This window comes from Minwuia sp. IMCC3060 (assembly GCF_029909435.1).
In the GTDB taxonomy this organism is placed as follows: Bacteria; Pseudomonadota; Alphaproteobacteria; order Minwuiales; family Minwuiaceae; genus Minwuia.
The window spans coordinates 351,651-376,517 of record NZ_CP123782.1 but is presented as its reverse complement, the minus strand read 5'-3'; the positions used below and the strand labels follow the sequence as shown (position 1 = coordinate 376,517).

26 protein-coding genes and 1 tRNA gene are annotated in these 24,867 nt (G+C 65.5%); 15 read left to right on the top strand and 12 right to left on the bottom strand.

Annotated elements, in window-relative coordinates; translation table 11 throughout:
• Positions 1-69 precede the first annotated feature (69 nt).
• The 8 genes from QGV54_RS01640 to QGV54_RS01605 all read left to right on the top strand — a co-directional run bounded on the left by QGV54_RS01640 (position 70) and on the right by QGV54_RS01605 (position 7,200).
• Positions 70-534, top strand: a complete 465-nt coding sequence (locus tag QGV54_RS01640; protein WP_281018617.1) for a DUF2141 domain-containing protein — start codon at positions 70-72, stop codon at positions 532-534.
• An 11-nt stretch (positions 535-545) separates the two neighbouring features.
• A complete protein-coding gene (locus tag QGV54_RS01635; protein WP_281018618.1) occupies positions 546-2,078 on the top strand; it encodes a carotenoid oxygenase family protein in 1,533 nt (510 codons plus the stop codon).
• Between the two features lie 67 nt (positions 2,079-2,145).
• Positions 2,146-3,465 carry an ActS/PrrB/RegB family redox-sensitive histidine kinase gene (locus QGV54_RS01630; protein ID WP_281018619.1) on the top strand — a complete coding sequence of 440 codons (1,320 nt, stop codon included), beginning with the start codon at positions 2,146-2,148 and terminating at the stop codon, positions 3,463-3,465.
• A gap of 46 nt (positions 3,466-3,511) precedes the next feature.
• Positions 3,512-4,087, top strand: a complete 576-nt coding sequence (locus QGV54_RS01625) for an ActR/PrrA/RegA family redox response regulator transcription factor (protein ID WP_281018620.1) — start codon at positions 3,512-3,514, stop codon at positions 4,085-4,087.
• A gap of 93 nt (positions 4,088-4,180) precedes the next feature.
• Positions 4,181-4,729 (top strand): response regulator, encoded by a 549-nt coding sequence (locus QGV54_RS01620; protein ID WP_281018621.1) that lies wholly within the window; start codon positions 4,181-4,183, stop codon positions 4,727-4,729.
• Positions 4,730-4,738: 9 nt separating this feature from the next.
• A complete protein-coding gene (locus QGV54_RS01615) occupies positions 4,739-5,272 on the top strand; it encodes a response regulator (RefSeq protein WP_281018622.1) in 534 nt (177 codons plus the stop codon).
• A 153-nt stretch (positions 5,273-5,425) separates the two neighbouring features.
• A complete protein-coding gene (locus QGV54_RS01610; protein ID WP_281018623.1) occupies positions 5,426-6,676 on the top strand; it encodes a sulfotransferase in 1,251 nt (416 codons plus the stop codon).
• Complete coding sequence (locus QGV54_RS01605) at positions 6,673-7,200, top strand: adenylyl-sulfate kinase (protein ID WP_281018624.1); 528 nt, start codon at positions 6,673-6,675, stop codon at positions 7,198-7,200. Before QGV54_RS01610 ends, QGV54_RS01605 begins: the two co-directional genes overlap by 4 nt.
• A gap of 7 nt (positions 7,201-7,207) precedes the next feature.
• Here QGV54_RS01605 and QGV54_RS01600 read toward each other — a convergent pair whose 3' ends face one another.
• The 8 genes from QGV54_RS01600 to QGV54_RS01565 all read right to left on the bottom strand — a co-directional run bounded on the left by QGV54_RS01600 (position 7,208) and on the right by QGV54_RS01565 (position 13,692).
• A complete protein-coding gene (locus QGV54_RS01600; RefSeq protein ID WP_281018625.1) occupies positions 7,208-7,918 on the bottom strand; it encodes a phosphocholine cytidylyltransferase family protein in 711 nt (236 codons plus the stop codon).
• Positions 7,918-8,532 (bottom strand): gamma-glutamyl-gamma-aminobutyrate hydrolase family protein, encoded by a 615-nt coding sequence (locus tag QGV54_RS01595; RefSeq protein WP_281018626.1) that lies wholly within the window; start codon positions 8,530-8,532, stop codon positions 7,918-7,920. Before QGV54_RS01595 ends, QGV54_RS01600 begins: the two co-directional genes overlap by 1 nt.
• The gene (locus tag QGV54_RS01590; RefSeq protein WP_281018627.1) at positions 8,529-10,844 is read right to left on the bottom strand and encodes a PEP/pyruvate-binding domain-containing protein; all 2,316 of its coding nucleotides are present in this window, start codon (positions 10,842-10,844) and stop codon (positions 8,529-8,531) included. The genes QGV54_RS01595 and QGV54_RS01590 overlap by 4 nt, the downstream gene beginning before the upstream one ends.
• Before the next feature lie 8 nt (positions 10,845-10,852).
• A complete protein-coding gene (locus tag QGV54_RS01585; RefSeq protein WP_281018628.1) occupies positions 10,853-11,602 on the bottom strand; it encodes a methyltransferase domain-containing protein in 750 nt (249 codons plus the stop codon).
• Positions 11,603-11,711: 109 nt separating this feature from the next.
• Complete coding sequence (locus tag QGV54_RS01580) at positions 11,712-11,930, bottom strand: hypothetical protein (protein WP_281018629.1); 219 nt, start codon at positions 11,928-11,930, stop codon at positions 11,712-11,714.
• Between the two features lie 104 nt (positions 11,931-12,034).
• Positions 12,035-12,109 (bottom strand) — tRNA-Gln (locus tag QGV54_RS01575).
• A gap of 52 nt (positions 12,110-12,161) precedes the next feature.
• Positions 12,162-12,665: a MarR family transcriptional regulator gene (locus QGV54_RS01570; RefSeq protein WP_281018630.1), complete on the bottom strand. Its 504-nt coding sequence runs from the start codon at positions 12,663-12,665 to the stop codon at positions 12,162-12,164.
• A gap of 91 nt (positions 12,666-12,756) precedes the next feature.
• On the bottom strand, positions 12,757-13,692 hold the full coding sequence (locus QGV54_RS01565; protein ID WP_281018631.1) for a nitronate monooxygenase: 936 nt from the start codon (positions 13,690-13,692) through the stop codon (positions 12,757-12,759).
• Positions 13,693-13,777: 85 nt separating this feature from the next.
• Here QGV54_RS01565 and QGV54_RS01560 point away from each other — a divergent pair, with 85 nt between their 5' ends.
• Together QGV54_RS01560 and QGV54_RS01555 are read left to right on the top strand one after the other, a co-directional pair.
• Positions 13,778-15,553 carry a lytic transglycosylase domain-containing protein gene (locus tag QGV54_RS01560; RefSeq protein ID WP_281018632.1) on the top strand — a complete coding sequence of 592 codons (1,776 nt, stop codon included), beginning with the start codon at positions 13,778-13,780 and terminating at the stop codon, positions 15,551-15,553.
• Positions 15,553-15,996: a hypothetical protein gene (locus QGV54_RS01555; protein WP_281018633.1), complete on the top strand. Its 444-nt coding sequence runs from the start codon at positions 15,553-15,555 to the stop codon at positions 15,994-15,996. The genes QGV54_RS01560 and QGV54_RS01555 overlap by 1 nt, the downstream gene beginning before the upstream one ends.
• 124 nt (positions 15,997-16,120) lie before the next feature.
• Here QGV54_RS01555 and ppa read toward each other — a convergent pair whose 3' ends face one another.
• Positions 16,121-16,645 carry an inorganic diphosphatase gene (ppa, locus tag QGV54_RS01550; RefSeq protein WP_281018634.1) on the bottom strand — a complete coding sequence of 175 codons (525 nt, stop codon included), beginning with the start codon at positions 16,643-16,645 and terminating at the stop codon, positions 16,121-16,123.
• Positions 16,646-16,728: 83 nt separating this feature from the next.
• Between ppa and QGV54_RS01545 the strand changes: the two genes are divergently transcribed.
• Entirely contained in the window at positions 16,729-18,153 is a 1,425-nt protein-coding gene (locus tag QGV54_RS01545) for an FAD-binding oxidoreductase (RefSeq protein WP_281018635.1), read from the top strand.
• Positions 18,154-18,199: 46 nt separating this feature from the next.
• Here QGV54_RS01545 and QGV54_RS01540 read toward each other — a convergent pair whose 3' ends face one another.
• From QGV54_RS01540 to nth, 3 genes are all read right to left on the bottom strand, one after another.
• Positions 18,200-19,390, bottom strand: coding sequence for an acyl-CoA dehydrogenase family protein (locus tag QGV54_RS01540; protein WP_281018636.1), 1,191 nt, complete (start codon positions 19,388-19,390; stop codon positions 18,200-18,202).
• Between the two features lie 25 nt (positions 19,391-19,415).
• On the bottom strand, positions 19,416-19,934 hold the full coding sequence (locus QGV54_RS01535) for a MaoC family dehydratase (RefSeq protein ID WP_281018637.1): 519 nt from the start codon (positions 19,932-19,934) through the stop codon (positions 19,416-19,418).
• A gap of 122 nt (positions 19,935-20,056) precedes the next feature.
• Positions 20,057-20,692, bottom strand: coding sequence for an endonuclease III (nth, locus tag QGV54_RS01530; RefSeq protein WP_348637661.1), 636 nt, complete (start codon positions 20,690-20,692; stop codon positions 20,057-20,059).
• A 172-nt stretch (positions 20,693-20,864) separates the two neighbouring features.
• Here nth and QGV54_RS01525 point away from each other — a divergent pair, with 172 nt between their 5' ends.
• The 4 genes from QGV54_RS01525 to QGV54_RS01510 all read left to right on the top strand — a co-directional run bounded on the left by QGV54_RS01525 (position 20,865) and on the right by QGV54_RS01510 (position 24,835).
• Entirely contained in the window at positions 20,865-21,698 is an 834-nt protein-coding gene (locus tag QGV54_RS01525) for a mechanosensitive ion channel domain-containing protein (protein WP_281020047.1), read from the top strand.
• A complete protein-coding gene (locus QGV54_RS01520; RefSeq protein ID WP_281018640.1) occupies positions 21,691-22,539 on the top strand; it encodes a hypothetical protein in 849 nt (282 codons plus the stop codon). The genes QGV54_RS01525 and QGV54_RS01520 overlap by 8 nt, the downstream gene beginning before the upstream one ends.
• Positions 22,536-23,864 (top strand): magnesium transporter, encoded by a 1,329-nt coding sequence (locus tag QGV54_RS01515; RefSeq protein WP_281018641.1) that lies wholly within the window; start codon positions 22,536-22,538, stop codon positions 23,862-23,864. The genes QGV54_RS01520 and QGV54_RS01515 overlap by 4 nt, the downstream gene beginning before the upstream one ends.
• Positions 23,865-23,947: 83 nt before the next feature.
• Positions 23,948-24,835, top strand: coding sequence for a DMT family transporter (locus QGV54_RS01510; protein ID WP_281018642.1), 888 nt, complete (start codon positions 23,948-23,950; stop codon positions 24,833-24,835).
• Positions 24,836-24,867: the final 32 nt, after the last annotated feature.

The window sequence follows — 24,867 nt, the reverse complement described above, 5'->3', positions numbered from 1 at the left end:
ATCTGTCGACGCCAAGAGGTACATTCATCGGCGAAAGGACACCAGCCCATGTTCGGACGAACTTCTGTCATGCCTTCATCATCCCGCCGCACCGGCGCCGCGCGGTCCGCGCGCGCTGCCATGCTTGCCGTGACGATGCTCACATTGCCCGCTGCCATGGCGCATGCGGGCGAGTTGCGCATCGCGGTGGAGAACATCGTCGGCAGTGACGGCCACCTGCGGGTTGCCCTCTACGCGGAGGGATCGGAGTTCCTGAAGTCCGGTCAGGAGACGGCGGCCAGCTTCCGTGTCGCCGCCCCCGGCACGATGACCTTCAGCTTTCCCGACCTTGCAGCCGGGCGCTATGGCGTTGCCGTGTTTCACGATGCCAACGCCAATGGCGAACTGGACAGCAACCTGCTGGGCATTCCGACGGAGGGTGTGGCATTCAGCAATGCGGCGCGGGCGAACTTCGGCCCGCCCTTCTTCGACGATGTTGCCGTGACGGTGCCCGTCGAGGGTACCGTGACCACCCGCGCACCGCTGACCTATTGAGAGACCGCATCATGATGGACCGACGCACGTTCATGACCTCCATCGCCGTCGCCGGACTCGGGATCGGCGGCATCTCCGGTGCCGCGCTGGCCGACGCCAATGCCATGCGCCATCGGGCACTCAACTTCCAGGTCGGCCTGCGGGAGCGGCCATGGCTGCTGGGCTGGCAGACGCTGGAGGCACCGACCGTTGCCGCGGACAGCAGCGAGATACACGTGGAGGGGCAGATTCCCGCCGACCTGAAAGGGGACTTCTGCCGCAACGGTCCTGCGGGGCACGAGGTCTTCGGCCATCGCTATCGCCACTGGTTCGACGGCGACGGGCTGGTCCACCGCTTCCGCCTGGCCGACGGCACGGTGCGCCACGAAGGGCGGATCATCGACACCCCGAAGTGGCGGGCGGAGCAGGCCGCGTTCCGGCCCCTCTACGACGCCTTCGACACCGACGTCGACGGTGCCGCCATCAGTTCACCCGATGCGCTCAACCCCGGCAACATCAGCATCATCCGGCATGGGGGTCGCCTGCTGGCGCTCTGGGAGGGTGGATCGGCCATCGAGCTCGATCCGCAGACGCTGGCCTTCCGGGACTTCGTCACCCTGGCACCGGAGGCGCGCGGCATGCCCTTCTCCGCGCATCCGCGGCTGGACCGGGACGGCACACTCTGGAGCTTCGGCTACGCCGGATATGCGGGCAAGATCGTGCTCTACCGGGTCAATCCGGATGGCGGGCTGCACAGTCTGCACCTGCTGGACGTCGCACCGACCCCCATGGTGCATGATTTCCTGATCACGGAGCGGCATGTCGTCTTCATCCTGACACCCTGGCGCTATGACGGGACAGCAGGGGCGACGTTCCTGGAAAGGCATGTCTGGCAGCCGGAGACCGGCGGTCAGGCCCTGATCATCGACAAGGATGACCCGAGCCGCCGCCGGATCGTCGAGCTGCCCGCCTTCTGGGTCTATCATTTCGGCAATGCCTGGGAGGATGCGGCAGGCATCATCCGCTTCGACTATTGCCACTATGCCGATCCGTCCATGACCACGGAGGCTTTCCGCCAGGTGATGAACGGGGAGGCCCCCACGGGCACCGGCGCCAGCTATCGCAGCGCCAGGATCGACCCTGCGAAGGGCAGTTTCAGCGAATCCCCCCTGATCGACGGCCCCGCGACGGAGTTCCCGCAGGTGCATCCGGGCCGCATCGGTCGTCGCACGGACCGCGCGGTCCTGCTGCTCGCCGACCCGGATGCCGGGGTGGATCACCCCCTGTTCTCCACCACGGCGATGGTGGATCAGGCGACAGGGCGCATCGACGCCTTCGTCCATGGTCCGACCGAGATCGCCGAGGAGGCGATTCTGGTTCCCGCTGACGGCGGCGATTCGGATTCAGCGGCTGGCTGGGTTCTGCAGACGGTGCTGGACTACGCGGCGGCGCGCACCCGGCTGAAGATATTCGACGCCACGGATCTGTCCTCCGGCCCCGTCGCGGTGGCGACCCTGCCCTATGCACTGCCCGCCGGTCTGCATGGCAGTTTCATGAAAGCCTGATTGCGGGCGACCCGAAACGGGCTATCTTCCGCCGGAGCAGAACTGACCCTCGGCGGAAGAATCCCGCATGAACGACCGACAGATGGCAATCCAGGACCTGTTTGTCGTCGGCACCAGCCCAGGTGTCAGCGGATCCGGACGCGTGCGCCTGCAGACCCTGGTCCTGATCCGCTGGATCGCCGTGCTGGGCCAGAGCTTCTCGGTCCTGCTGATCCGCTTCGGGCTGGATTTCGAGTTTCCCTTTCTGCCCTGCCTGCTGACCATTCTCGCCTCCGGCGTGCTGAACATCGTCCTTGCGGTCCAGTATCCCGCAACGGCGCGCCTGTCGGACCGGGGGGCGGCGCTGTTCCTGGCCTATGACCTGCTGCAACTGGCGGCCCTGCTGTACATGACAGGTGGTCTGACGAACCCGTTCGTCATCCTGATCCTGGTTCCGGTGACGATCTCCGCGACGATCCTGTCGGTGCTCAGCACGGCGGCACTCGGCCTGCTGGCGCTGGTCTTCACCAGTCTGCTGGCCTTCTGGTACCTGCCTCTGCCGTGGGCCGGCGCGGGGCTGCATTTTCCGACGCTCTATGTCGGCGCGATCTGGATGGCGCTGGCTCTCGGGATCGCCTTCATGTCGACCTATGCGGGCCGTCTCGCCTTCGAGACCAAGCGCATGTCCGACGCCCTGCGCGCCACGCAACTGGCGCTGTCGCGGGAGCAACAGCTCAGCGCGGTCGGGGGAATCGCCGCCGCCGCCGCGCACGAACTCGGCACCCCGCTCGGCACCATCCACCTGGTCGCCAGGGAACTGCAGCGCGACCTGGAGACGGGAAGCCCGCTGACCGAGGACATCGACCTGCTGGTCAGCCAGACGGAGCGCTGCCGCGATATCCTGGCTGAACTCTCACGACGACCAGGCGACGGGGACGATACCTTCCGCAAGACCACCATCGTCGGGCTGGTGGAAGCGGCGGTCGAGCCCTATGGCACCGCAGAGGTCAGTATCGTGATCGAGCCGCAGACCGGCCACCCGCCGGAGGTGCCGCGCAGTCCCGAAGTCCTGCATGGTCTGGCCAACCTGACCGAGAATGCCGTCGATTTCTCCAGGCGACAGGTACGCATCGAAATCTATTGGGACACGCCGGAAATCACCATCCTGCTGGAGGATGACGGACCCGGCTTTCCGCAGGATGTCTTGAAGACACTGGGCGAACCCTATACCACCACAAGACGGCAGCGCGGCGGCATGGGACTTGGCGTTTTCATCGCGACAACGCTATTGGGTCATTCCGGGGCGACTGTCGACTTCAGCAACCGGGTCGAGAATGGCGTACCGTGTGGCGCACGCGTTGCCATTCGCTGGCCCCATGGCATTATTGAGCAGGGTACGTGGGGCTGACGGGGGACCGTCCGGCATCCGGCACCCAACGACGCAGAAGGGGACCATGCGTATGGCGAAGGACGGTGACGAGGAGATGCTCGACATCAATGACCTCGAGGATCGCTCCCTGCTGATCATCGATGATGACAAGGCGTTCCGTCTGCGACTGGCCCGCGCCATGGAAAAACGCGGCTTCGATGTGGAGGCGGCAGAGACGGTCGAGGAGGGCATCGCCATGGTGCGCAGCCTGCGTCCCGCCTTCGCCGTCGTCGATCTGCGGCTGGAGGATGGCAACGGCCTGGATATCGTCGGTGTCCTGCATGAGGTCCGTCCCGAGGCGCGGGCGGTCATGCTGACCGGCTATGGCAACATCGCGACCGCCGTCGCGGCGGTGAAGGCCGGCGCCATCGACTATCTGGCCAAGCCGGCCGATGCAGATGATGTGGCGAATGCCCTGCTGGCCGTCGACGGGGAAAAGCCGGCACCGCCGGAGAATCCCATGTCCGCCGACCGTGTGCGCTGGGAGCATATCCAGCGGGTCTACGAGCTTTGCGGGCGCAATGTGTCGGAAACGGCGCGGCGGCTGAACATGCATCGCCGGACCCTGCAGCGCATTCTGGCGAAGCGCAGCCCGCGCTGAGGCTGATTAACCAAAGCGAAAGCCTTCAGTACTAGGGTTCACGGTGTATGCGCGGATGGGCGCGCGTACCGTGGACCTGTCTGTGGTGACGCCTTGAAGTACCTCGATCTCAGCATGCTCTCGGTCATGGTGGCGGACGACAACCGCCATATCCGGGACATCATCGTGCAGATCTTGCGGGCGCTGGGCGTACGGACCATGCATATGGCGGAAGACGGCGTGAGCGCCTTCCAGATCCTCTGCTCCCAGCCCATCGACATCGTCATCATCGACAACCGGATGCAGCCGATCTCCGGCACCGACTTCACCCGTCTGGTCCGCCGGAGCGAGGAAAGCCCGAACCCCTATGTGCCGATCCTGATGGTCACCGGCTATGCCGACAAGCGCACGATCATCGAGGCGCGCAACGCCGGTGTCCACGACATCATCGTGAAACCCCTGTCGGCGGCACTGGTTTCCACCCGCCTGTCGGAAGTGATCCTGAACCCGCGCAACTTCGTGCGGACCAAGACCTATTTCGGTCCTGACCGGCGTGATGGTCATGGTCTCGATTCCGGTGATCGCCGACGCACCCTCGACGCCACGCCCATACTTGACGCACTTGCGGCCCTGCCCCCGATGCCCGTAGCAGGCAATGTCTGAGGCCATGTGATGGGCAAGGATAAACTCGACCTCAGCAGCATCTCCATCCTGGTCGTCGATGACAACAGGCAGATGCGGGCGCTGATCGTGCGCATACTCGAGACGCTGCGTGTGAGCATGGTCCAGGAAGCCGCAGATGCCAACCAGGCGCTGCGCCGCATGAAGCAGGCGGTACCCGACATCTTGCTGCTGGACCATCGCATGGACGGCATGTCGGGCATCGAACTGGTCCACTACCTGCGCAACGACGAGAAGAGTCCCCACCCCTTCCTGCCGATCATCATGATCTCGGGCGCTGGTGACCATGACGGCGTGATCGGCGCGCGCGACGCCGGTGTCACCGAATTTCTGGCCAAACCCCTTTCGGTGGCGGTACTTGCCCAGCGCCTGACAGCCGTGATCGAGAATGCCCGCCCCTTTGTCCGCACCAATGATTTCTTCGGACCCGACCGTCGTCGACGCACAGTCCCCCCTGAAGACGCCCCGCGCCGCCGTGCGGATGATCTGGAACAGGATGAATCCGACAGCGTATTCGCTGCCTGACCCGCGTCCGGCCCCCTGCCTGGCCCGCAAGACGGTTCCTTGATCAATTCCGATTCTCCCTCCAGATTGGAGACCAGATTCGAGGCCTCTGCTTCACGACACTGCGTATCCGTCGCCAGCGGGGATCTGCCAGCAGGATAGCGGACACCGTGAATGAGCAGCCTGACCTCCGACAAGACCGCCAGTCCTGACGGGACGGCAATGGACGCACTGCCAGCACGCGCGGATATCCGCGATGCCGCCGACCGCCTGAACCTGATCGTCATCTCGCCCCTTGGACGATCCGGTTCGTTCCTGATCCAGTCCCTGTTCGACGGCCACCCGGAGGTCGTCTGCTTTTCGGAGGTCGCACAGCACTGGCATCACGCGGACAGTTTCAGGGCGGCTGGCCAGGACATCTCGGCATGGCTCGATGCCCATCCGGAATTCCATGATGGCCGGAGCTTCGCGGGCGAAGACGCCTCCATGGCCGATGCGCTGGCGACCTGGTTCCGGCAGCGCCGCCCGCAGTTCGAGGATGCCTTCCGGCTGGCCTGGGAAACCCTGAACGACAGCGCCGAGGAGAGGCGCCTCTACGTCAGTCTCGCCGTGGCGTGGGCCGTCGTTCGCGGGCAGGATCTGGATCGTCTGCGGTACGTGGTACTGCAGCATCACAACAATCGCGCCATTGCAGGCGACATGCCGGCGATCCTGCGCGCATTTCCCGAGACCCGGATCCTGGCAACCTGCCGCCACCCCATCGAGAGCGGCCTCAGTTTCCTGACCCTCGACCGGCGGACGGGACATGCGTCGTTTCGCAACTATTGCCGCAACGTCCGGGGCTGGTCAGTCACATGCTGGCGCAACATGGAGGCGGTGGCCGCGCAGCTGTCCGACGAGTCCCGCCTTCGACTGCTTGACCTGAACACCCTGCACGAGGATCCCGACGGGATCCTGCGCCGCCTGGCCCTCTGGCTCGGCATCAGCGACGATCCGGCGCTGCATGCGTCATCGGTCTGTGACATTCCGTGGCTCGGCAACAGTGCCGACGGTGCACCCATTCCGACCTTCGAACACAAGCGTGCAGCGCTGATCTATCCCGCCACCATCGGGACGCAGAAAGGCCTGAGCCGGAACGAGTACCGGTTCGCCGAATGGTTCACGCGCCCTTTCCTCAGGAGCGCAGGCTATGCGGACCCGGCAACGGTGGGCACCACATCGCTGGCTGGTTTCCTCTGGATCCTGATTTCGCACATGGAATGGTTCCGCGCCGATACCATTGCCCATGACAGGGGTCTGAAGCGTTTCGCACGGCGACTGGGGCTGGTGGAGACAGCACTGGTCCTGAAGGAACTGCTGGCGCTGCGACGGTCCGTCCGACGCCCGCTGGCCCATCTTCGCCTCGACCGCGACCCTGCAGCATGAAGACCGGTCGCACGATCTGGATCACCGGCCTGTCCGGTGCAGGCAAGTCGACTCTCGCCGGGCCTGTCGCGGACGGGCTGCGCCAGTCGGGGGAAATTGTCGTGTTGCTGGACGGGGACGAGTTGCGTGCCGTCTTCGGGCCGACCGCGACGTCGGCGGCAAGCCACACCCGTGCCGCGCGACTCGATCTCGCCCTGCGCTATGGCCGCCTGTGCGGCATGTTGAGCAATCAGGGTCTGACTGTCGTCATCGCGACCATCTCCCTCTACCGCGAGGTTCAGGACTGGAACCGGCAGAACCTGCCCGGATATACCGAGATATTCCTGGATGTACCGCTGGCGGAACTCAGGCGGCGTGATCCCAAGGGCATCTATCGCCGGTTCGACGCGGGCGAGATCACCGATGTGTCCGGACTGGATGTCGCCGTGGACTATCCCACCGCACCCGATCTGCACCTGCGCTGGGACTCCGGGGTGGGCATTGATGATCTGACCGTGCAGGTCCTGTCGCTGCTGCGGAAGTGAGCGCGGCCTACTGGTAGCTCGCCAGGTCCGTCGCCGTGTCTATCTCTCCCCAGCCATCGCGGTAGGCAAGCGCGCGCACAGGCACCCGACCGGCGGCAATGATACGCCCCAGCAGGCCGGTCATGTGGGTGCGGTTCCGTTCCGCCTCCGGCAGTTCCGACCTGATGCGCTGCACCTCCGCCCAACCGGTCGGCGTGAAACGCAGCAGGCCCATGTACTGGCCCTCGACCTCCGCGACCGTCTGCGGTCGGTTGCCGATCTCGACCACGCGGTCGCCGTCGAGCCGGAACGTCTCAGCGTCCTCCAGCGGGTCGTCGAAACGCTTGCTCCAGACCTCCAGCCAGTCCGGGTCATGCGTGATGGCGATATCCGCCTTGCTCCCGCGCAGCAGTTCGACGGCAGAGGATTCGTAGAAGATGTCCGAATAGCTGACGATGCATGGCCCTTCGGTGAGCCAGCTGTCAGCGGCAGCAAGCGAGGAAACCATGTTTGTGGTCTCCCAGAGCGGGTTGTGGAACTCGACCAGCCCGTAGGGCTGCAGCTTCTCCCGCTTGTAGCCCGTGACGATGCCGATCTCGCTGATACCGCCACCGCGCAGGGCCTCGATCTGTCGCGCCAGCAGCGGCTTGCCATGCAACTCGGTCAGGCACTTCGGCTGTTCCTCTGTCAGTGTCTGCATGCGGCTACCGCGACCGGCGGCCAGGATGATGGCGCGCATCACGGCGTCCCCACTGCTGTCTGATGAAAATGTGCCCGTGCCAGGTCCAGATGACCCTGATCGAACGGTCTCTCCCGCTCCGGATGCCACATCCAGCCGACAACCGGGTGGGTCGCGTGCTGCATGGCCTCGATCTCGCCATCGGCTGATCTGGCGAGCACGCCGTACCCGGTCGGGCATCCGGCCAGCGCGCTGTCGTGATAGCTGTTCACATCACCGAAAGGGGCCGCGAGCTGATGCCGGGTCCGGACATGGCCTGAAACCTGTTTCAGTTGTCCGCCCGCCGCCACGGCCAGCATCTGCATGCCCCGGCAGATGCCCAGAAGCGGCCGCCGATTGTCCAGCGCCCAGGCGATGAGATGGCGCTCGACCGCATCCCGGTCCGCACAGGTGCCGATGTCATTGCCACCGGAAAGGACCACACCCAATGGGTCGACCATTGCCAGCCAGTCGCCCAGTTGCTCGCCAGTCCAGGAATTTGCCACCGGCAGGCCGGTGAAGCCCGCGTCCGCCAGCCAGTGTATCAGTGCCTGATCCAGGGCGTCCCTGCGCTCCCCCCGGTCAGGGTAATCGTCGATACGCTGGGTAACGGCGATGACAGGCTGCCGGCTCATGCGATGATCTCGACCAGTTTCCCCGCGCAGTCGATATGCAGGCGATGCGCGGTCGACCACTTCTCGAAATTGACCTCACCCGCGCCGATGACGGCGGGCAGCCCCAGTTCCCCGGCGCGGATGGCCATGTGCGAGTTCGCCCCGCCCCAGGCGGTGACAAGACCGGCGATCCCGCGGGAGAACAGCCAGTCGTAGCCGGGGTCGGCATTGGGGATGCAGACAATGCATCCGGCCAGTGCGTCCCGCTGCTCCAGATCGCCAACCTCCGCCGTCACCTGCCTGCGGGTGATGAAGTTCGGGTTGATCGCAGGATACTCGAAGCCCCAGACGTCCTCCGGTCGCTGGATCAGGGGCGGCAGCGAAAGCGTCAGCGTCTCCGCATAGCGCGCGCGCCCGCCCTCGATGCTGCGGGCCAGCACTTCCTTCGGGCCCAGGGCCGCGATCTGCAGTTCCTTGATCGTCGTGATGTCGCAATAGGAGAGGTCATCACGGCTGAAGCCATGGCTCTCACCGAAGTCCTGCAGCAGGGACAGGATGTCGGACAGGTTCCGCGTGAAGGCGAATTTCGCCTGTTCCCGCAGTTCGATTCCGGCCTGCAGGAAATTGAACAGGCCCACCGGATCGATCTGCAGACCATGCTCGTCCAGCAGCCGCCCGATCTCCCTCATCTGCGGCAGGCTGATGCTGAAGGGCCGGGCCGCATCGACCGGTTCCGGCCGCTCCGACCAGTTGAAGTAGAGGTCGGGCGCCTCGTCGTAGCGACGGGAAAGAATGTCGTAGGTACCGGGGCGCAGGTGTCCGTACTTCTGCAGGAACACAGAGCGCGACAGGCGGGAGCGATCCGCCGCCATCTGGCTTGTCACGGTGGAGGTGGATTGCAGGAAGGCATCCGTGTCCTCCGGCGAGAAGACGCCGACCTTCTCCAGGGAGCGCAACAGCTGGACCGCAACGAACCCGGCCCGTGCGAGGCCCGCGAACGGCAGGGTGCCATAGCGCTTGGTGTCTTCCAGCAGCCAGTAGATGCGATCCACGGGACTTGTGTCCGCGGCCAGAAGTTCCTCCCGCCGCCGCTCCAGCGTCTCCAGCTTGGCGGCGTCGGTGCGCCACAGTCCCTTTTCCGGGTCGATGATCCCGTTCGTCAGATCACGCAACGCATCCGCGATCTGACCGGTCTCGGTCTCGGTGAACCCGGCTTCCCGCAGTGCGCGGGTGCGGTCGGCGATGTCCAGGGAATAGCAGGACAGTACGATCTCGAACTCGATCCGGTCGTGCAGGGTCGGCTCCGCCAGCAGACGCGAGACATAGTGATCGACCAGCCGTCCGGCGATGCCATCATCCAGCGCGGCAGGCACGAAGGAATTGAAGGACAGCCGCACGTCAATGTACGGCAGGCCGTGGAAGTGCAGCATCAGCGGGCAACTGCGCAGGTTGCGATAGCCGTAGTTGTGACGCTGATACGCCCAGATCGAATCCGTCACCAGGTCGCGATAGAGAGACAGGGCCAGCGGTCGGGGCCGCAGGCCGATGATCTCCGCCGGATTCCAGTCAGGCATGACGCCAAAGACGGTCCTGCCCCCCTTCACGAACGGATGCGGGCGCATGCCGCGCGCCACCAGTTCCGCCGCATGGCCCAGCAGACGCGCCTGTTCCAGGGGGTCCTGGGCCGGTCGGTCAAGGATCAACGGCCGCGCCTGCAACAGCCACAGCCTCTCCCCATCGCCCTCTTCGCGGGTAACGGCGAACTCCAGGTCAACCGGGCGACCACCGGAGCGCAGCAGCATGTCGTCGAGCAGGACAAGCACCGGCTCCAGTTCGGCGGGCGGGTCGACTTTCGACCATGCCGCCTGCTGCCAGGTACGCACATGCTTGCCGCCGGTAACTGCCGTTGTGTCGGTGCCCTCGACCCAGTTGATGATGCGGTAGGGGGCTGCCGTGCTCGGATCATGGGAGAAGGCCACGCCGGACCGGACAACCTGGCGCAGCATCGGCTGTACCAGCACCTGATCGGCCCCGTCCGTCACACCATAGGCTGCCACCACCTCGTCGATCGCAGCAGCCCGGTCATCCTCCGCAACATCCAGCAGGGACAGAAAGGCACCGGCATTCGAAGCCTGTTCACCGTCCTCGCGCCCGCAACTGGACCGCACGATGACCGCAACCGGCCCCAGTCGGGCGGAAAGGGTCTCCAGGATCGCGTTCCGGTTCTGCTGCCACTCCACCACCGTGAAATGGACCTGTGGCGCGATCGACGCCGTGGTCAGGTCCCCGCGGAGTGTTTCCAGTGTTTCCGCCTTGGTGGAGAAATGCAGCATCTGCCCCGTCAGCTCAACTGAGCGACCCAGATATTGGTACGATAGGGCACCATGATCGACGAACCCGGCAGGCCATCCAGATAGGCCTCGATGGCATTGACGACGTCATGGAACTTCTCGCCCGCCTGCCGTTCCAGGGTGGCATGAGACCGCCAGGCCTCGACGCAATCGACCTTCGACTGTTCATGCACCACCTTGCCTGACACCGTCACGACACTGCGGAACAGGCCAGAGGCCTCGATCACATTGGTCTGGTCTTCCCGCCGGGTGCCATAGCCATAGCCCGGCACACCGTCGCGGATGATCCCTTCGATCCGCGACTGGATCGGATCATCCAGTTCGCGATGGTTCCACATGCAGGCGAACCAGCCACCCGGCACCAGAATGCGTTTCGTCTCCGCAAGCGCCTTCGGCCGGTCGCAGACATTGAAGGAGCTGCCGAATGTGACGAGGTCATAGGCCCCGCCGTCCATCCCGGTCGCCTCCCCGGTGCCCTCGAACCAGCGCACATCGGTCATCGTGCTGGTGCGCTTGATGCCATTCGCGCGCATGGCATCGTTCGGCTCCACCGAATCGACCTTCAGCCCACGCTCGGCGAGCTTGATCGTCAGATGGGCGACACCCGCACCGACGTCGCACACCCTTGCCCCCGCGCCGACATCCGCCAGGCGCAGCATCGCATCAATCGCCGTGTCGGCGTAATCCGGTCGCTTCAGATAGGCGTCCGCAAGATCGCTGTAGTCCCAATCAGTCTTCACCGGCCAAGCCCCCGAATAGCGTCACGAATCTGTCATGAAGAGACTTGTTACATCTCCCGACAGCATGTTTCCAGCACCGGTTCAGCCGGGAGAGGGATACCCTGCGGTATCAGGGGCGCATGAAGGCGTGTTCGGCATCCGGGTCCAGATTGTCGATCTCGTGGCGCAGTTCCGCCGCGATCTCGTCGGTGGAGCGGTTTTCCTTGTAGATGTTGGTCACGAAGGACAGCATCGAACGGGCGACTTCCTCCCGCGAGTAACCTGTTTCAGCCGCTTCCGCGATGGCGGCATCGACATGCTTGCGAACGATGGACGAGATGGAGGCCATGGCAATTTCCTGCGTGGTGGTGAATGCGGCGTCGATTGATGCACACAAATTCCACTGCGGAATTGATCCAGCGCAAGTCGTGCATCACGGGCCTGGCGGGATGTTGGCTGGGGCGCCAGGATTCGAACCTGGGAATGACGGGATCAAAACCCGTTGCCTTACCACTTGGCGACGCCCCAGCAACGGCGGAGTTCTACCCTTGGAAAAGCCCCGACTGCAATACCGATCCGGTCAGTCCGGGTCGCTGGACAGCATGACATCCAGGTGGTCGTTGGCCCGCTGCAGGTAACTGATCAGCTGCGCGAATTCCTCATCGGTGAAGATGCTGCGGACCGCGTGCGCGATCTCCGACACCTGCGGCAGCAACTCCCGCGCCAGTGCGGCGCCCTCCGCCGTCAGGTCGACGATGATCTGGCGCTTGTCATTCGGGTTCTCGTGGAACGTCACGATGCCGCGCTTCTTCAACTGATGGATCGTGCGGCTGACATGGGCAGGATCCAGCGCCGTGAGCTCCGAGATCTGCCGCGCCATGCCGGGGCCGAAGACGAACATGATGGCGATGACCCGCCATTCCCGGATCGACAGGTTCTTTGGCGCCAGCGCGCGCCGCAGGATGGAAAGACCGAGCTTGTTGCCCAGTGTCACCACCTGAATCTGGAGAAGGTCATCGAAGTCGATATCCTGATCGCCCCCGGTGGCAACCGACCGACGCCCCGACCCGGACGTGTCATGCATGTCACCCACTCCGTTCCCGCTACAACAGGAACACTAGGCACATAATTGCCCAGGCAAGGGAAGCGCTTTTCTGCTGCCGCGCGGGCGCCAGTCAGCGTCCTGGATGCATTCGCGCCTGCCGGTACTGGTTCGCGACCTCCCGGACCAGTTCGGCGACAGGCTGGACCCTGTGCACGCCCTCGACCGAATGCCCGCCGGACCAGATGTCCTTCCACCGACGCGGCGCATCGGGGTTGATGTCCTTCGATATCTCGATGCTGTCGCGCGCGGGCAGGTTCTTCGGATCCAGCCCCGCCGCGATCAGCGACGGGCGCAGGATGCTGGTGTCCAGTCCGGTGATCGCGTCGGTAAGCTGCACATCGTCCAGGCTGGCGGCCACCAGCATGTCCTTGTAGCGCTGCACCGCCATGCTCTCCTCCGTCGCGATGAAACGCGTGCCCATGTAGCAGAAGTCGAAACCCAGGACCTCCGCCGCCGCGATGGCCCGACCGTCGGAGACACCCCCGGCCACCACCATCGGTCCGTCATGGATCGCGCGGACACCGCGTGCGAATGCGAAGGGATTGGCCCAGCCGGTCTGTCCGCCCGCACCGCCCGTCAGCAGGATCAGGCCGTCCGCCCCTGCGGCGATGGCCTTCTCCGCATGCCGCATGGAGGCCACATCGGCCCAGACCTGCCCGCCATAGTCACGGATACGGTCGATGATCGGTGCCGGGCTGCCCACGCTGGCGATGACGATCTCCGGCCTGTGGCGGCAGATGACCTCCAGATCATCGGCGAGTCGGCTGTTGGTGCGGTGAACAATCAGGTTCGGCACCACCGGAGCAGTCGCCGGACCCGAGGCAGCCATCATCTGCGACATCCAGTCATCCAGCTGTTCCACGGTCCGGCAATTGGCCGTCGGAAACGATCCCATGACGCCGGCCTGAACCGCCGCAATCACAAGCTCCGGCCCGGAAACAAGGAACATCGGAGCCGCGATCACAGGTACGCTCAACCGGTCCCGCAAGCCTGCCAGTTCAACCATTTTTTCCATCTCCCCATGGATTGTTCATCACAGATGACCTAGCGGCAGGCTTGCCCCCGCCCCCCACTATGACTTGAATGCGCCGATGAACAGGTCGCGCCAGAATTACCTCTCCGTCAATACCCGCTGCTGGCCGGCCAGATGGCTCGTGCTGGTCATGGCCATGATCGTGGTCCTGCAAGCGGCACCGGCGCGGGCGGCGGAGGTCAGTCTGCCGACCATCCTGAGCACCGCCGATCAGGACCGCTATCGCCAGATCTTCGTGCTGCAGCAGACCGGGCGCTGGAATGAGGCGAGCAAGCTGATCCGCCAGCTGGAGGATCCGCTGCTGATGGGCCATGTCAGCTATCAGCGCCTGATGCATCCCACCGCCTGGCGCTCCAGCTATCGCGAACTGCATGAATGGATGCGCGACTACGCCGACCACCCGCTGGCGGACAAGGTCTACAGGCTGGCGGAGCGCCGCCGCCCGGCCAGTGGCTGGAAGGCGCTGCAACCGCCCAGCCCGAGACCGCTGCGGCTCACCGGCGAGGTCGCCGCGACGGGTCAGCCCGATACGGTACGACAGAATGTGGCCAACCTGTCTCGCCACGACCGGCTGATGCTGCGGTCGATCCGCCGACTGGTCTACCGGAATGCCCCGACACGGGCACTGAAGACCATGGAGACACGCGAAGGGTGGCGCATGGGCTCGGACGCACGGGCGCTGGCCCATGCACTGATCGCGCGCGGCTATCTGACGGCCGAATATGTCGACAAGGCGATCAATGCCGCCACCCTGGCCATGCGGGGCACAGGTCCCGGACAGATGAAGGGGGCTTTCCTGGCCGGTATCGGATACTGGGCCCAGGGCCGCAAGGAAGAGGCCCATGCGGCGTTCGGCCTGGCGCTGGGCAAGGATGGCGATCCCCTGACCGGACTCGAATCCGCCGCCGGAGTCTGGCGTGCACGATCCGCACTGGCGACAGGCGACTTCCTGAACGTGCTGCCGGCCTTGCGCCGGGCCAGCGCCTCCCCCCGCGACATGTATGGCCAGATCGCCAACCGCCTGCTGGCGCGGCAACCCGGCTTCGACTGGAAGCCGCCCAGCCTGCCCCAGGAGCAGCTCTCGGCCATGCTGGCCTTCCCGGGGGTACGTCGGGCGCTGGCACTGGCAGAGGTCGGGCAGATCGTGCGCGCCGACATGGAACTGCGGCTGATGGCGGACGGCGCGAACCGTGCCGGACTGGACGCCGTCCTGCGGCTGGCCGCGCACATCGATGCGCCCGCCACGGCCCTGCGCTTTGCCCGCAGACGCCTGAACAGCCACGGGGAGCGGCATGATCCCGCGCTCTATCCGGCCCCGGCATGGCCCCTCTCACCGGAGGTGCATGTGGACCGCGCGCTGGTCTATGCCATCGCGCGCAGGGAGTCGGGCTTCGACCCGCTTGCCCGCTCCAGCGCCGGCGCGCGGGGCGTGATGCAGCTGATGCCCACCACGGCCCGCTATGTCGCCCGTATCGCGGGGCAGCCGCGCCCGACCAACAGTGCGCTGCATGATCCGCACCTCAATATCCGGCTGGGACAGGCCTACATCCGCTACGTCCTGAAGGCGGTCAAGCCGGAGGACAACCTGCTTCTGGCCATCGCCGCCTACAACGCCGGGCCGGGCAATGCCGCCCGCTGGTCGACCAATACGAACGTGCAGCAGGACCCGCTGCTGTTCCTGGAGATGATGGGCTCCGCCGAGACCCGGACCTTCGCCCGTGACGTGCTGTCGGCGCTCTGGATCTACCGCGACCGGCTGGGTCAGCCCGCCCCGTCCCTTGACGCGATGGCCGCGGGGCGCTGGCCGATCTACCAGTCACTGGATGACGGCTGATGCGTGGCCTGCTTGTCGCTGCCTGCCTGTTGCTGGCCACGACCGGCGCCCACGCCGGTTGGCGATATGCCGACTGGGGCATGACCGACCGGCAGATCATCGCCGCATCGAATGGCGCGGCGGCACGGCACTACGAACATGACCGCGCCCGCTGGGGCGAGTACCCGTCGGTCAAGGCCCGGGCGCATGAGATGGGCCAGGATTTCGAGGTCTGGTTCTTCACCGACCCCCTCGACGGCCTCTACGCCATCCGGCTGGTCCCGACAGGCATCTACTGGTGCATCGACATCCGTGAAAGCGCCATGGCGCGCTGGGGATATCAGGTGCAGTTCGCCGATGGCGATCCCTACTGGGACGATACGCGCAGCGGCAACCGCGCCTCGGTCATCGGATTCAGGGGCTGCACCGTGAAACTGGAACCGCTGCCGGAGCAGCGCGACTGACGGCGTGCAGGAGTCGTTTGCGGGCCCCGGCCAGCCCTCTCCCCCTCCCGACCACCCACGGGATTATCCTAATGGGTGGTCGGGAAGGGGGAGAGGGCTGGCCGGGGTCAGTCAGACAGACTCCTCAGCCTTCGGCCTTGATGGCGCTCTCGATCAGCTTGCAGGCCTCGCCTGCCTCGCCCCAGCGCTGGACCTTGACCCACTTGCCGCTTTCCAGATCCTTGTAGTGCTCGAAGAAGTGGGCGATCTGGTCCAGCAGGATCTGCGGCAGCGCCCGATAGCTCTCGACGTTGGAGTAATAGGGATGCAGGGAGTCATGCGGCACGGCCAGCAGCTTCTCGTCCAGCCCGGCCTCATCTTCCATGATCAGCACACCGATGGGGCGGGATCGCACCACGGCGCCCGGCACGACCGGGACATTGCCGGCCACCAGCACATCCACCGGGTCGCCGTCATCGGCCAGCGTGTGCGGAATGAAACCGTAGTTGCAGGGGTAGAACATGGAGGTGTGGAGAAACCGGTCCACCACCATCGCCCCCGACGCCTTGTCGATCTCGTATTTCACGGGCACGCCGCCGATGGGGATCTCGATGATGACATTGATGTCCCAGGGTGGATTCTTGCCGACGGGAATGTTGTCTATGATCATGTTTCTGTCCTGTTGAGCGGTGGCATTCCATACCATGATCCGCGCGGCTTCCGGGACAGGTAATATGAGGGAAGGACAGTTTCGTGAATGATCTGGCGCCTGGAGTTCTTGAACGGCTGAAGAATGTGGTCGGGCCGAAGGGGTTCGTCGACCGGCCGGACGACATGCTGCCCTACACGACGGAACACCGGGAGAAGTGGCAGGGTCTCTCCCCGCTGGTGGTGCGGCCAGGCACGGTGGCGGAGGTGCAGCAGGTGCTGGCCATCTGCAACGAGACCCGCACGCCCGTGGTGCCCCAGGGCGGCAATACCGGCCTCGTCGGCGGCTCCATCCCCTTCGGCAATGGCGATGAGGTGATCCTGTCGCTGGGCCGCCTGAAGGCCGTGCGGGCCGTGGATGCGCTGAACGACACCATCACGGTGGAGGCCGGATGCGTGCTGCAGGACGTGCAGGCCGCGGCGGATGCGGCCGACCGGCTGTTTCCCATGCGCATCGCGTCGGAAGGCACCTGCCAGATCGGCGGCAATCTCTCCACCAACGCCGGTGGCACAGCCGTGCTGCGCTACGGCAACATGCGCGATCTGGTGCTGGGGCTGGAGGTCGTGCTGCCTGACGGCACCCTGTGGGAGGGGCTGCGCGGCCTGCGCAAGGACAATACCGGCTATGACCTGAAGCACCTGTTCGTCGGCGCGGAGGGCACGCTGGGTGTGATCACCGCCGCCGTCCTGAAACTGTTCCCGAAACCCGCCGACCGGCAGGTGGCCTTCGCCGCCCTGCCCGACCCGCGCGCGGCGGTCGAACTGCTCGGCCTGGCGAAGTCCGTCTCCGGCGGGCAGGTGACGGGCTTCGAGATCATGCCCCGGCTGGGTCTCGACCTGTCACTGCAACTGCTGCCCGATGCGCGTGACCCGATGGCGGGCACCCATCCCTGGTACGTGCTGATGGAATTCTCGTCCGGTGAGGGCGACGGCGCCCTGCGCGCCGCGCTGGAACGCACCCTTGAACTCGGCTTCGAGAAGGACCTGGTGCTGGACGCCGTCGTCGCCGAGTCCGAGGCACAGACAGCGGCGCTCTGGGCGCTGCGCGAAAGCCTGTCGGAGGCGCAGAAGCTCGGTGGCGGGTCGATCAAGCATGACGTCTCCGTGCCGGTGCCGCTGATGCCCGACTTCATCGCCGCCGCCGACACGGCACTGCAGGACGTGGTGCCGGGCTTCCGCTCCGTCGCCTTCGGCCACATCGGCGACGGCAACGTCCATTACAACCCGCTGCAGCCGGAGGGGGGCGACAGGCAGGCGTTTCTGGACCGGTGGGAGGATGTGGCCCATGTCGTCCATGACATCGTCCACCGCATGGGAGGCTCCATCAGCGCAGAGCACGGCCTTGGCCGCCTGAAACGCGACGAGATCGAACGCTACAAGTCACCCGTGGAACTGCAGATGATGCACCGGATCAAGCACACGCTGGACCCCAACGGCATCATGAACCCCGGCAAGCTGCTGAACTTCTGATCGGGCTCCTTTCTTGGGAAGCGGCGCCAGCCCGTCTCCCCCAACCCTACGCCGGGTTCCGGGCGATCAGTTGGCGGGCGATGATGATGCGCTGCATCTCGTTGGTGCCCTCCCCAATGCACATCAGCGGCGCGTCGCGGAAATAGCGTTCGACGTGATATTCCTGGCTGTAGCCATAGGCGCCATGGATGCGCATGCATTCGGTGGCGTTCTCCAGCGCGGTTTCTGATGCGAACAGCTTGGCCATCCCGGCCTCCATGTCGCAGCGCTCCCCCCGGTCATAGGCGCGGGCCGCGTCCTCCGTCAGCAGGCGCGCGGCGCGGCAGCGGGTGGCCATCTCGCCCAGCTTGAGCTGGATCGCCTGATGCTCCGCGATCGGCTTGCCCATGGTCTCGCGCACCTGGGCGTACTCGACGGCACGGTCCAGCGCCGCCTGGGCCACGCCCACGCCACGTGCCGCGATGTTGATGCGCCCCAGTTCCAGCCCGCCAACTGTCTGACGGAAGCCCTGGCCCGGCACGCCGCCGATCAGATTGTCGGCGGGTACGCGATAGTCCTCGAAGACCAGTTCGGCGGAATCGATGCCCTTGTAGCCAAGCTTCTTCAGCTTGCGCCCGGTGCTGAAGCCCGGCCCCTTCTCCGCGATGAACAGGCTGATCCCCTTGTGGCGCGGCTCGATGTCCCAGTCCGTCTTCACCAGCAGGGCAACGGCCCCGCCCTCTATCCCGTTGGATATCCAGGTCTTGGCGCCATTGATCACGTAGTCGTCGCCATCGCGCACGGCCCTTGTGCGGATGGCCTGAAGGTCGGTGCCGCAGTGGGGTTCCGTCAGCGCCAGGCCGCCGCGCAGTTCACCACTGGCAAAGCGGGGCAGGAAGTGCCGTTTCTGTGCCTCGGTGCCGAAACGCTCCACCGCCGCCGCCATCATCAGGTGGGAATTGAAGATGCCGGTGAGCGACATCCAGACCTCCGAGATCCGGCTGACGATGCGGGAATAGGTCTGGGCGGGCAGCCCCAGCCCCCCCCATTCGCGCCCGACGGTAGCACCGAACAGCCCGAGATCGCGCATCTGCGCCACCATCTCGTGCGGATATTCGTCGGCGTGTTCCAGGTCCAGCACCCGGTCGCGCACATCGCGCTCCAGCCAGCGGTCGATGGAGTCCAGCAACTGGCGTTCGTCCGATTCACTGATCGACTCGCCGGAGCGCCCGACAATCTCGCGATCTGTCTCACTCATGTCCTGTTCCCCTCCCCAGGGCTGTTCAGTCGATCTCGTGCCCCCGGCGCGGCACCAGAACGGTGCGCCGATAGGCGATGACCAGTGTGCCGTCCTGCTTGAAGCCGCGCGTTTCCACCGTGACGATCCCGTCATTGGGGCGGGAGGCGGACTCCCGCATCTCCAGCACCTCCGACTCCGCCGTCAGCGTATCACCGTGAAACACAGGCGCGGGCATGCGGATGTCGGTCCAGCCCAGATTGGCCACCGCCTTCTGGCTCACGTCCGAAACACTGAGCCCCGTGACCACGGCCAGGGTGAGGGCGGAATTGACGATCGGCTTCCCGAACTCCGACTTCGCCGCATAGGCATGGTCGAAGTGCAGCGGATGCTGGTTCATGGTCAGCAAGGTGAACCAGGTATTGTCCGCCTCCGAAATCGTGCGACCGGGACGGTGTTCGTAGATATCGCCAACCACGAAATCCTCGAAGCAGCGTCCGAAGGATTCCCGCAACCGCCGGCCACCCTGATCATTGCCACCGTGATCCTCTATCGTCCTGACCATGCTGCATGTCCCTCCCCGGATGCGTTGACCGTTGGCTGATCCATCCCTGTCCCCCACCAGGGACTCCCGTAGGCAGTCGGGTGGGGAGAAGGACAGAACAGGTCGCAGAAGATAACCTTCCCCTACTCTGCCGTCTTCTCCCTGAACTGGCACACGTCGATGACGCGGCAGCGGCCACACTCGGGCTTGCGCGCCTTGCAGACATAGCGCCCGTGCAGGATCAGCCAGTGGTGCGCATGGCGCAGGAACTGCTTCGGCACCCGCTTCTCCAGCAGCAGCTCGACGGCCAGAGGCGTCTTGCCGGGCGCCAGCCCGGTGCGGTTGCCGACCCTGAACAGGTGCGTATCGACAGCGATGGTCGGTTGCCCGAACCAGATGTTGAGCACCACATTCGCGGTCTTTCGGCCCACACCCGCGAGTGCCTCCAGTTCCTCCCGCGTATCGGGCACCTCACCGCCGTGGCGATCCAGCAGCTGCTGCGACAGCAGGATCACGTTCTTTGCCTTGTTGCGGTAGAGACCGATGGTCTTGATGTGATCGCGCACCGTGTCCTCGCCGAGCGCCAGCATCTTCTCCGGCGTGTCGGCACGCTTGAACAGCGGACCTGTCGCACGGTTGACCCCGACATCCGTTGCCTGGGCCGAGAGAACCACGGCCACCAGCAGCGTGTAGGCGTTCACGTAGTCCAGTTCCCCCTTCGGCTCCGGATCCGCGTCCGACAGACGCTGGAAGAACACCTCCACATCAGCCTTCTTCATGCGTGCCATCCGGTCTCTCCCCCCTCCGATCCCTGGCGTCGGGTGTTCTGTATCCGACACGAATTCAAATGACAGCGACACGAAACAATGGTGCAGTCTGATGCACGCAACGCTAACCCGATGCCCATCAAGAAGTAGCGTAAAAAAACCTGTTCAAGGAAATTTGCCGAACATGGAAAAGATGTCCGGACTTTCGGAGTCAGTGCTGGAGACACTTTCGGGCCTGCTGGCACAGTTTATCGCCTTTCTGCCAAACCTTGTCGCTGCGGTCGTGCTTGCCCTTGTCGGCTGGCTTGTCGCACGGCTGCTGCGGGCGATCACCCTGCAGCTGTCCGGCGGCTTGAGCCGTCTGACCGACCGCATGCCTCTCGGACTTTCCGACGTGGCGGGCGGCAGGCCCATAGGGCGCATCCTGGCGGATGTCGTCTACTGGGCGGTCCTGGTCCTGTTCCTGGCAACCGCCGGCAGCATGCTGGGCCTCGACGTTCTCTCCGCCTGGCTGGAGGAACTGATCATCTGGCTGCCGAGCATCCTCTCCGGCCTGCTGATCATCGCCGCCGGACTGGTGCTGGGCAATCGGGCCTACCGGATCTCGATCAATGCCCTGACCACCCTCTCCACGACACAGCGCGAGGTCACGGGCCGGACCATCCAGGCCGTGACGGTCGGGATGCTGCTGATCGTGGGTGTGGATCAGGTCGGTATCGACGTCACCATCGTCATCACGGTGGTGGGCATCGTGCTGGCCGCCATACTCGGTGGCGCGGCGCTGGCGTTCGCGCTGGGCGCACGCACCCTTGTCGCCAACCTGATCGGCGCCCGCCATCTGGGCGCGGATTACCGGGTGGGGGAGCGTATCCGCGTCGGGGAGCATGAAGGCACGATCCTCGCCCTGACAGCCACCGCCATGATCATCGAGACAGCGGAGGGCCGGGTCTCGGTTCCTGCCAAGGCGTTCCTGGAACAGTCGAGCACCATCCTGGGCCAGGAGGTCGATCATGAGTGACACGCTCACCCATGTCGTCAGGCAGTTCATCATCGAGCACCCCAGCGCCGCGGCCCGCGCCGTCGCGGAATGGGAGCCTGCGCGCATCGGCGCAACCATGGGGCGGCTCGACCGGGAAAGCGCGCGCAAGCTGCTCGACCATCTCGACCCGCTCCGCGCGGTTCCCGTGCTGCTCGGCATGTCGGACGAGGATCGCGCCACGCTGATCCGGGGCATGGCCCCGTCGGACATCGGGCGCATGCTGCGACAGGCGAGCGATGAAGATGCGGCGGCCCTGCTCGAAAGCCTGCCGAAGACCCTGCGTGCGCGGGTGGCGCTGGTCATGAGCCAGCCGAAGTCCTCCGTCGGTGCCCTGATGGCGACGGAAGTCGCCAGGGCACGCGGGGCCGAAACGGTGGAGACAGTGACCGCCCGGGTACGGCGTGCGCGACCGGTCGGCTGGGCACCGATCTATCTGGTCGATGGCGCGAACCGCCCCACCGGCGCCCTGTCGGCGCTGGACCTGATGCGCGCCACGCCGGACGCGCTGATCGGCGATCTGCCGATCACGGATGTTTCCGCGATCCCCGCTGCAGCGGCGGTCCACATGGCGGCGGAGGACGAGGACTGGCTGGAGCATGAGATTCGGCCCGCCGTAGACCGGCGTGGACGCCTGGTGGGCTGCATCGGCTATGGCGACCTGCGCCGCGCCATGATGGCGGGCACGGCCGCCAGCGCCGGCAGCTCCGGTGATCGCTCCGCACTGGATACGATGGTGCTGCTGGAAACCGGGCTGACCGGAACGATGACGGCCCTGCTTGCCGGCCGGACGGCGGACAGTGGACGGGAGGAACGGGCATGAACGCGACCGTCGCCGGGACTGCCGCACCGGATTCGGACCTGCTGCATCTGGTCGGGGCCTACGCCCGCAGCTTCCCGCGCGAAGCGGCAGCGGGGCTGGATGAGCTCGATGCGGATCAGGTCGCCACGGCCCTCGGGACACTGCCACCGGAAAGTCTGGTCGCAAGCTGGCGGCACATATCATCCGGTCAGGCATCCGCCGTGGCCCCCCTGCTGGACGACGAGACAGTGGTCCTGCTGGTCCAGCAGATCGACCGGGGTGACGCGGCCCGTCTGCTGGCATCGTTCGAGAAGTCGCGCCAGGAAAGCATCCTCGGGGGGCTGAGCGACGGCATCCGGCGGGAGATCGACGAGATCCTCAGCTACCCGCCCGGAACGGCCGGCAACCTGATGCAGACCGGCGTCATCATCCTGCGCGGCTCCGCCAGTGTCGATTCGGCGATCCGTCTGCTGCGCCAGACGCCGGACTACGGGCCTGTCTCCATCCTCGTCACCAACGATGCAGGTGTGCTTGCCGGGCGTGTCCAGTGCAAGGCGCTGCTGCTCGCCGATCCGGCTCAGGAACTGTCGGAGCTGAGCGTGGGCGTGCCTGCGGCCCTCAGTCCAATGGACCCGCAGACCACCATCGCCGAGACCTTCGAGAAGCTGCATATCGGTGAACTGCCGGTGATCGGCCCCGACGGGCGCCCCATCGGCCTGGTGGGCAACCAGGCGATGATCGAGGCGGTGCGGGCGGACGCCACGGCAGCGGCCCAGATGATGGTCGGCGGCGGACGTGACGAGAATGCGCTCTCGACCAGTTTCTTCGCCGTGCGCAAGCGACAGCCCTGGCTGCAGATCAACCTGCTGACCGCGTTCCTGGCCGCATCGGTCGTCGGCGTGTTCGAGAATACCATCGCGCAGGTCACGGCCCTTGCCATCCTGTTGCCGGTGGTCGCCGGTCAGTCCGGCAACGCCGGGGCACAGGCGCTGGCGGTCACCATGCGGGGGCTGGCCCTGCGGGAGATCCGGGTTGCCGACTGGGTGCGCGTCACCCGCAAGGAGGTTCAGGCCGGTCTGATGAACGGCATCGGCATCGCGATCACCTGTGGTGTCGGGGTGCTGATCTGGAGCGGCAGTCCGGGGCTGATGCTGGTCATCGTCATATCCATGATCATTTCCATGGTGGCGGCGGGAACCTCCGGCGCACTGGTGCCGATCATCCTGGCAAAGCTGAAGCAGGATCCGGCGGTAGCGTCGTCGATCATCCTGACCACGGTGACGGACATCGTCGGCTTCTTCTCCTTCCTCGGCATCGCGACGGCCCTGTTCTCCATGCTGGTCTGACAGGCGGGACACAATCTTGCGGCGGGACTGAAAAGCTGCGATCAGTCCCGCCGCAAGGCTGACCGTCAGGGGGGACCGGGTCCGTGCGCCGCTTGTTCGATCTGCCATACCTGCTGCTGGTGCTGACGCCGCTGTTCTGGGCCGGGAATTTCCTGATCGGGCGCATGGTGCACGAGACTGTGCCGCCGGTGGGACTGGCCTTCTGGCGCTGGGCGGTCGGACTGCTGATGATCCTGCCCTTCGCCTGGCCACAGCTCCGCCGCGACCTGCCGGTCTATCGCGCCAACTGGCCGATCATCCTGATCCTGTCGGTTCTGGGGGTGAGTTGCTTCAACACCATGGTCTATATCGGCGTCGCACGGACGGAGGCGCTGAACGCGTCCCTGCTGCAGTCCACCATGCCGGTCTGGATCGCGGTGCTGTCCTTCCTGCTGTTCCGGGACCGGCCAGGCCCCTGGCAGGTGGCAGGCATCCTTGTCTCCCTGACCGGTGTCGCGACGATCATCGCCCGGGGCGATCCGGCCTACCTGTCGCAACTCCGCTTCAATCCCGGTGACCTCTGGGTACTGACCGCAGTGATCTGCTATGGCGGCTATTCGGCGCTGCTGCGCAGCCGGCCCGCCGTCGGGCCCCTGGGCTTCCTGGCCGTGACCTTCGCGGTGGGCGACCTGGTGCTGCTGCCGTTCTATGTGCACGAGATGGTGGTGCTGGACCGCTTCGTGCCGCTGAACGTCGTGGCGCTGGCCTCCGTCCTCTATGTCAGCCTGTTTGCCTCTGTCCTCGCCTACATGTTCTGGAACCGGGGGATCGAGCTGCTGGGTGCCAACCGCGCCAGTGTCTTCATCCATCTGGCCCCGGCCTTCGTCGCCATCGGCTCGGTGATCCTGCTGGACGAGCATCCGCAGCCGTTCCACGCCGCCGGTGTGGCCCTGATCCTGACAGGTGTCTTCCTGACGACGCGCCGCCGCTGACCCTGCGCGTCTGTCTCTGCGGGCTTGCCAAA